The following is a 6,582-nucleotide window of genomic DNA, read 5'->3' as shown; positions in this document are numbered from 1 at the left end:
CCGAGCACCGACAGGGCGAGGATCACAACCGGAACCGAGAAGACCTGTGCGACGGCCCCCATGCTGCCGAGGACGAGGAGCACAACACCGATGACTGTGTTGCTGACCGCCACATAGTCGGTGCGGCGGTTACCCGCCGCGAGGTCGACAACGTAGGTCTTGCGTCCCAGACGGACGCCGCTGTGCGCGACCATGAGCACGAAGAAGACGGCAGGATAGAACCCGAGGGCGGCGCCGAGCCCGGGCACGAACAACTCGACCGCGACTGCGATGAATCCGAGCGCGCTGGTGATAAGTGCTGCCATCACCATGACCGTTCGGCTCGACCAGTCGGCCAGGCGGCCCCAGAATGGCGCACTCACGCTCGAGGCGAGACCCCCGGCAATGATGAAGAAGCCGAGTTGGCCGGTGACACCCGAATCATGGCCGCGCGCGAGGATGACGTAGTACGGCGCCGACAGCGCGGAGCACAGGAGCAGGGCGCGTGCGATTACGAAGGTCCGAAAGGGACGGTCGTCGCGCAGTATCGCGAGCTTGCCCACCGCCTCGGCCAGCGCGTTACCGCCCCCTTCGGTTTCTCCCGGCCCCTCGACAATCCGCGAGTAGAGCGCGGCGGCCACGACCCACAACGAGGCCGCGCCGGCGAGCAATACGAGGAATGTCAGAGGTGCACCGTCGTCCGCACCGACCACGACCAGGGCACTGCCGATACCGAGTGTCGCGATGCCTGCGACACTCGCACTGAAACCGTTGACCCGGCCTCGCCGCGTCTTCGGAATGGTCTTGCCGAGCACGTCCTTGGCGGCCACCGAGGACAGGCCGCGTGCGAGGCTGAAGACTACCAGGCAGGCGATCACCGCAGCGCCGGCCACGACTCCGGTCAGAAACCAGGCGATCACGCCCATGGTCAAGACAGCGGCCGCCTGCAACAGGCTGCCGACCACCCACACCCACTTTCGCACCGGCTGCCGGCGCACGAAGGCGGCAATCACGAGCTGCGGTATCAGCGAACCGGACTCGCGCACCGGCACCAGCAGACCGGTGAGCGCCACCGGGGCACCAATCGCATCCATCATCCAGGTGAGCGTCGTCTTGGGATTGGCGATCGAATCCCCGAGCTTTGTCAAAAGATAGCTGCCGATGAGTAGAAAGAAATTCCGTGGGACCTCGCGGCACGCGTCTTCAGAGATCTCGCGGCAGACGCGAGCGTCCTCCTCGTTGACCAGCTTGGCGTAGAGATCCTCTGTCAGGCTCGAGGTCACGTCTCCTCCGGCTCATGCCGTCACGATCGAAAGCATAACCGAGAAGGCGTGTCCGCGCGGGAGGTTCCGACGGGCATCGGCTGGTATTTCTCCGGACACCTGATTTAGGGAACTCTTCGCACTGGCGTCTGGTGATGGGACCTCTGATTTTCAACAGCATCGGCGAAATCGCCATGGGTTGGCTCTGCGCCAGCTACGGATTCTCTCGGCCGTTCTCACCCATACGTCGGTGACGGACCTCGCGGCCCACGTGATTTGAACAGCTTGGCGAGACCGCCGTGCGGAACGCACCGCAACCTCAATCGAGAGCAGCAGCCAGTTCTTCGAGGAGCTTGCTGCCGTTGCCGTTCCAGGAGGAGCCGTGCATGCAGGCCAAAGTGGTCGGCTCGTTGGCGGCGAGCTTGGCGATGAGCTCTTTGGTGTTCCGGGTGTGGGCGTAATAGTCCATCGCATCCCGCATGGCTTCGCTCGGTCCCAGGATATCGCCCTCGGTCAGCGGCGGGTGCTCGGCGCCGGGCTGGGTGAAGAGATCACCACAAAACAGCGTGGATGTCTTTCTCTCGAACAGGTAGCCACAATCCCAACCGTGCGGCAGGTGGGGTGTGTCGATCCAACACACGGAGTGCGTTCCGAGAGAAAGCCTTTCACCATCGCCGAGGCCGTGCGCCTCACGGTCTGCAACATCGTCCACCGACACCATCTTGGCCACCGCACCGCAGAGCGGCACGGCCCGGGGTGCCACCTCGAGAAGCTCGTTGATGGCGCCGCATTCGTCGGCCTCGAAGTGTGAAATCCCCAGATAGTGCAGATTGCTCACCGGAATCACCGCCTCGATGGCCTCGCGGACCACGGGGAACATCTTGCGGGGACCGGTGTGGAACAGGAGCGGCTCCTCGTCGACAATCAGGAACTGATTGAAGGTGAACCCACCCGGCAATGCCGGATTCGGCGGCACCGGTGTGCTGATGCGATAGATGCCGTCGGCAATCTCGGCGATGCTGGTGTTGGTCTCGGAATTGGTGATCATCATGTTGCCTCCTCAGATGATTGCGTAAGCGAGCGTGAACACCGCCATACCGATGACGATGAGTGAACCGATAGTGAAGAAAGTGGCGCGTACCTCGTGGGGCTTTGCGGTGAGATAGGCCCAGAAATGCAGCAACCGCGCGGCCACGAAACCGAAAAACAACAGTTGCGCGACCCACAACACGGGCTCGGTCAGGACGAACAGGAGCCCCGCGATCAGGAATATCGGAATGTTCTCGAGGTCGTTGCGGTGCATCCGGCGGGAACGCTCCACGTAGTCGTCAGGATCGAGCTGGCCGGGCCGGGGTTTGGGGTTCGTCCAACCCTTGGATTCATCTTCGGGGTTGAGGAAACCACCCCCGACCTTCATCATCCGCACCACCGTCATCCACCCTTGGCCCATCACCTTGAGCACCATGAGGGACGCTGCAATCACATATGTAACGAACACCGGGTTGTCAAAGGTCATCTCTCGCCTCCTTGGAGTGTTGCATCACGAAACGTGGTGCAGAGGTCATCGATCAGTTCGTCGTCTCCGTGAATCAACGGATCGTCGGCGGATGCCGCGATCGCCTTCATGTTGAGCAGCCCGATAACCGCCATGTGAGCGGTAAAGGCAAATCGACGCGGATCCCGCTTCCCGGGAAAATCTCCGGACCGCTGATCGGCACGCAGGCGTTTTTCGGCGCCCCCGTACAGCATGTCGTTGATCGGGCGAATGCGCTCGAGTTCCTCGGGGCCGATGACTCCCTCGAAATCTCCGCCAGGGCCCATCTTGAAAAAAAGCACGAAGAGCTCGAGGCGGTCACGGTAACGATCAAACACAGTTCGCATCAGCTGCTCTACCGCATCGACTCCATTTTCTGTTTCCTCGACCGCCTCCTCCACCTCGGTGGCGGCCTCCACCCACTCACGGAGCAGAAGCTCGAAAAGGAGCGCCTCCTTGCTGTCGAAGTAGTAATAGATCGCCGGTTTCGTCAGGGCGAGCTCCTCCGCAACCTCGTCGAGCCTGAATTTCGACAGGCCGTTCCGCAGGACGATGTCGCGGGCCGCATCCAAGATCTCGGTACGCGTCTGTTCCCTGCGGCGTTCGTTGCGGGCTTCCCGTTTCGTGCGCGCGGCATCGGTAGTGGCTGAACTCATATCGCTAATTTAATGCGATTAAAAATTTTTGTCAATAATAAAATTTTTTTACACTTTATAAACACATCATGTTTACAGGAACGTCAGGCGGTACTTCCCCCTCTCTGGGAAGGTCGGTGAAATCTCAGGCAAAACTGGAGAGTGCCTGAGGCATAGCGGTCTCGCCGCCTCGAGATTTCGCACGTGGTTGTCGATCTCAATCCGGCGGCTATTCGCGAAGTCGCTGACGGCGGCGGCCGCGGTGTTTTCGGCGATGCGACCCGAGACCCGGTACTCGAAGCCGCCGGTGTTGGCCGGGCGCGCACGGTCATTGTCGCGGTGCCCGATGCGGCCGCAACACGACAGGTCGTGGCGGCCACACGGCGCCTGTCTCCGGAGGTCACGATCCTCGCCCGCACGCGTTACGTGCGAGAGGTCGAACCGCTCGAAGAGCTCGGCGCTGATCAGGTCATCCCCGAGGATTTCGAAACCTCGATCGAGCTCACATTGCGCGCGCTCCGGCTCTACGGCGCCTCGGTTGCTATGATCTCCAAAGAGAGGAATGCCCTGCGCGCCGAGCATTACGGGGCATTGCGCGGAACGCAGCCCGACGCCGCCGTGCCGATCCTGGAGGCGCTTCGCGAAGCGGCCGAACTCGGCCGCATCGTTGTCGATATGGGGTGCCACGCCGAAAACTGGTCGCTTCGCCGCCTCGCCGTACGAGAATGCACCGGCGCCACCGTGGTCGCGCTCGAGCGAGACGGCTCGCTGCAGCCGAACCCGTCACCTGACCTCGAGCTGAAGGCGGGAGACGTGCTGCTGGTCTATGGCAATGGCGAGCAGGTCGACGCCGTCCGCACACTGGTGTCGGTGCCATGCACAGGCACCCTGGACGGCGAGCCAACACCCGGCACTTCGTAGGTGCGGCGTGCAGTGTGGGTCTGACAGCTGTCGAGGTGAACGGGGATCCGGCGCACGAGGCCCGGTCAGTTGTCCGTTTCGACCACCGGAATCATCACCTCGTTGCGACGCATGAACCACGGAGTGAAGGGCGGGTTGTAGCGCGCGTAAACCGCCTCACCGATGGTCTTCAGACCATGCTCCGCCAGCTGCGCCCTGAGTTCGATCTCGCGCTTGGTGAAACTCCCCTCGTCCCAGGTCCCCGAGAAGCGCACTGCAGCAACCGTTCGCGCCGGGACAAGACGGAGAGAAACACTGGGGTCAATCGGCTGGGGGGCGGTCTCCCACGAGTATTTCGCCGGCACCACGAACGCGACGCTCCACCCGGGATCGTGATCCTCCTGCAGCACCGGAGCGGTCATGGCGATCTTTTCCGATGACGACTCCTGGACTACCGGGGCTGTCATGGGGATTTTTGACCGGGCGGTATTGTCGCCGGAGATGTATGCGAAGAGGCGCCGGAAGGCTTCATTGCCGGCTTTCTCGAATTCCGACTCGACCCATGTTTCAGCGAGAATCATCGCCTCATAGCGGCGTACCTCGAAGTCACCATGGCTGGCTACAACCTCGTAGTCAGGCTCTTCAGTTGCCACAGCTGCCCCCGGAATCAACCAGAGAACAGCCAAAGTCGAAACGATCCACCCTGTGGTTTTTCGAGTTGCCGTTTCCATGGAGCCTCCTCGAGACACTCACAAATAGTCCGTCCGAGGGTCGATCAGCCGGTCAAAACCGGAAGATCCCTGACACGACCGCGTACTGGAACCACGCGAAGTTATAGACATCCTCGATGTCGGCGCCGCCCTCGACCGTTCGGTAGCCAGCCGTGATCCCCCACCGATCGTCGATGTCATAACCGACCTTGAGCGCTGTATCGATCGCCCGGCCCGGTCCTCCGGCGAGTCCTTCAAAATCGAATACGAGGTACCAGCGGTCGGCAAAGCGATAGTTTGCGGCGAACGACAGGAGCGGTACGAAGCCGACGTCGGTATCCTCGCTCGACGTGCCGCCCTGCGAGAGGGCGATTTTGGCGTCCCGGATTTTGGCCGTGAAACCCACCCATAGATCCCATCTCTCGCCGTCCTTGAACTGGTAGCGATAACCCACCCGCCACGAGTTGAACTGGTAGGTCGCTTCTACCGGAAGCACGGCTTCATAGCTCTCGCCAGCGAATTCCACCCTCTCGTCGAAGATCCCGGATTCGGTGTAGGACAACGGCGCTGCCAAAACGCGGAGGCTGTGCCGCCGGTTGATATTCCAGGTGAAATACAGACGGCCTGCCGCCCAGGGCCCCGATCCCACCAAATCTTCGAGCGAAAACCGGGTGCCGGCATCGGTGTTGGGAATCTGGACAGTGTTTTTGCTCTGCCATGCTGGCCCCAGCTCGAGCTCGAGGCTGAACTGCGACGCTTCCTCGGCGGCCACACTGTTGAAGACGAAAAGAAGGGCAGTGAAGATCAGCGCAGGCAGCACTTTGTTCCGAACGTTCATTTTCTGACTCCTGATAGCTCGGGCAAGGTCGGACCGCCCGAGTCCAACCGGCAAACGGAAAACAGGAGGTGCGAATTCCAAATTTCCAACGATTCGACCAGAACCGGTTTCGCCGCAAGTCGTTACCACAGTCGCGCCGCAGATCGTGACGGTGTGGTGGGTGGTCCACATCTCTGCAAGGTTCGGGACAGCCCGGGACGGCCCACCAGTCGGTCGAAGTGCAGTCGTGGTCGGATCGGAGCCCGATGTGCGGCCCACTCCCGCGTTTCAAACGAGCATCTGAAACGGCGGCTCCCATCGAAGTAGGAGCCGCCGAGTTTTCAGATCGATATCCTGACCGCGATTACTGAGTAATGGTAAATGTCACACTGGTGGTCACCGAATTCCAGGTATAGCCCGAAGCCGTGACGTTGGTGGTGGTGGCCGTGTAGGACCCAGGAGCAGTTCCGCCCTGGCCCTTCCTGTTGGGGCTCTGTGTATTCCAACTTGCCTCTGCCCAGCCATCAGCGCCACTCGGGTTGCTGTTGAGAGTCACGTTATCTGGTCCACCGATCACGATCTCGACGGTGGCGTTGGAGACTGGGCCGCCGTTTTCGTCCAGAACACGCGCACGGACGACCACCGTGTCCCCGGCGTTGAAGTTCGTTTCAGAGGCGTAAGTCTGGTTCTTGCCCTTACCGGTGTAAATCCCGGTGTCCATCTGGGCCACGCCAACCAGCGGGTT

Annotated in this window: 8 protein-coding genes; 1 reads left to right on the top strand and 7 read right to left on the bottom strand. The window is 61.4% G+C overall.

Annotated features, from left to right (window positions below; all coding sequences use genetic code 11):
* From LJE93_10240 to LJE93_10225, 4 genes are all read right to left on the bottom strand, one after another.
* On the bottom strand, positions 1–1,262 hold a 1,262-nt coding region (locus LJE93_10240; GenBank protein MCG6949279.1), incomplete at its 3' end, for an MFS transporter.
* A gap of 298 nt (positions 1,263–1,560) precedes the next feature.
* Positions 1,561–2,292 carry an MBL fold metallo-hydrolase gene (locus LJE93_10235; protein MCG6949278.1) on the bottom strand — a complete coding sequence of 244 codons (732 nt, stop codon included), beginning with the start codon at positions 2,290–2,292 and terminating at the stop codon, positions 1,561–1,563.
* A gap of 9 nt (positions 2,293–2,301) precedes the next feature.
* Positions 2,302–2,757 carry an MAPEG family protein gene (locus LJE93_10230; GenBank protein MCG6949277.1) on the bottom strand — a complete coding sequence of 152 codons (456 nt, stop codon included), beginning with the start codon at positions 2,755–2,757 and terminating at the stop codon, positions 2,302–2,304.
* Positions 2,754–3,431 (bottom strand): TetR/AcrR family transcriptional regulator, encoded by a 678-nt coding sequence (locus LJE93_10225; protein MCG6949276.1) that lies wholly within the window; start codon positions 3,429–3,431, stop codon positions 2,754–2,756. The genes LJE93_10230 and LJE93_10225 overlap by 4 nt, the downstream gene beginning before the upstream one ends.
* Before the next feature lie 183 nt (positions 3,432–3,614).
* Between LJE93_10225 and LJE93_10220 the strand changes: the two genes are divergently transcribed.
* A complete protein-coding gene (locus tag LJE93_10220) occupies positions 3,615–4,331 on the top strand; it encodes an NAD-binding protein (GenBank protein MCG6949275.1) in 717 nt (238 codons plus the stop codon).
* Between the two features lie 65 nt (positions 4,332–4,396).
* Here the strand turns inward: LJE93_10220 and LJE93_10215 are convergent, their stop codons facing one another.
* From LJE93_10215 to LJE93_10205, 3 genes are all read right to left on the bottom strand, one after another.
* A complete protein-coding gene (locus LJE93_10215) occupies positions 4,397–5,041 on the bottom strand; it encodes a heme-binding protein (protein MCG6949274.1) in 645 nt (214 codons plus the stop codon).
* Between the two features lie 52 nt (positions 5,042–5,093).
* On the bottom strand, positions 5,094–5,858 hold the full coding sequence (locus LJE93_10210) for a hypothetical protein (protein ID MCG6949273.1): 765 nt from the start codon (positions 5,856–5,858) through the stop codon (positions 5,094–5,096).
* 343 nt (positions 5,859–6,201) lie between these two features.
* Positions 6,202–6,582 (bottom strand): hypothetical protein (locus LJE93_10205; protein ID MCG6949272.1); only part of this gene is annotated, 381 nt, incomplete at its 5' end.

Source organism: Acidobacteriota bacterium (assembly GCA_022340665.1).
Classification (GTDB): Bacteria; Acidobacteriota; Thermoanaerobaculia; order Thermoanaerobaculales; family Sulfomarinibacteraceae; genus Sulfomarinibacter.
The sequence above is the reverse complement of the archived record's forward strand: the minus strand, read 5'-3'. Positions and strand labels throughout refer to the sequence as shown.

Excerpts from the sequence above, each read along its gene's own strand:
- LJE93_10225 (MCG6949276.1), bottom strand. The coding sequence starts at position 3,431 with ATGAGTTCAGCCACTACCGATGCCGCGCGCACGAAACGGGAAGCCCGC.
- LJE93_10230 (MCG6949277.1), bottom strand. The coding sequence starts at position 2,757 with ATGACCTTTGACAACCCGGTGTTCGTTACATATGTGATTGCAGCGTCC.
- LJE93_10210 (MCG6949273.1), bottom strand. The coding sequence starts at position 5,858 with ATGAACGTTCGGAACAAAGTGCTGCCTGCGCTGATCTTCACTGCCCTT.
- LJE93_10235 (MCG6949278.1), bottom strand. The coding sequence starts at position 2,292 with ATGATGATCACCAATTCCGAGACCAACACCAGCATCGCCGAGATTGCC.
- LJE93_10215 (MCG6949274.1), bottom strand. The coding sequence starts at position 5,041 with ATGGAAACGGCAACTCGAAAAACCACAGGGTGGATCGTTTCGACTTTG.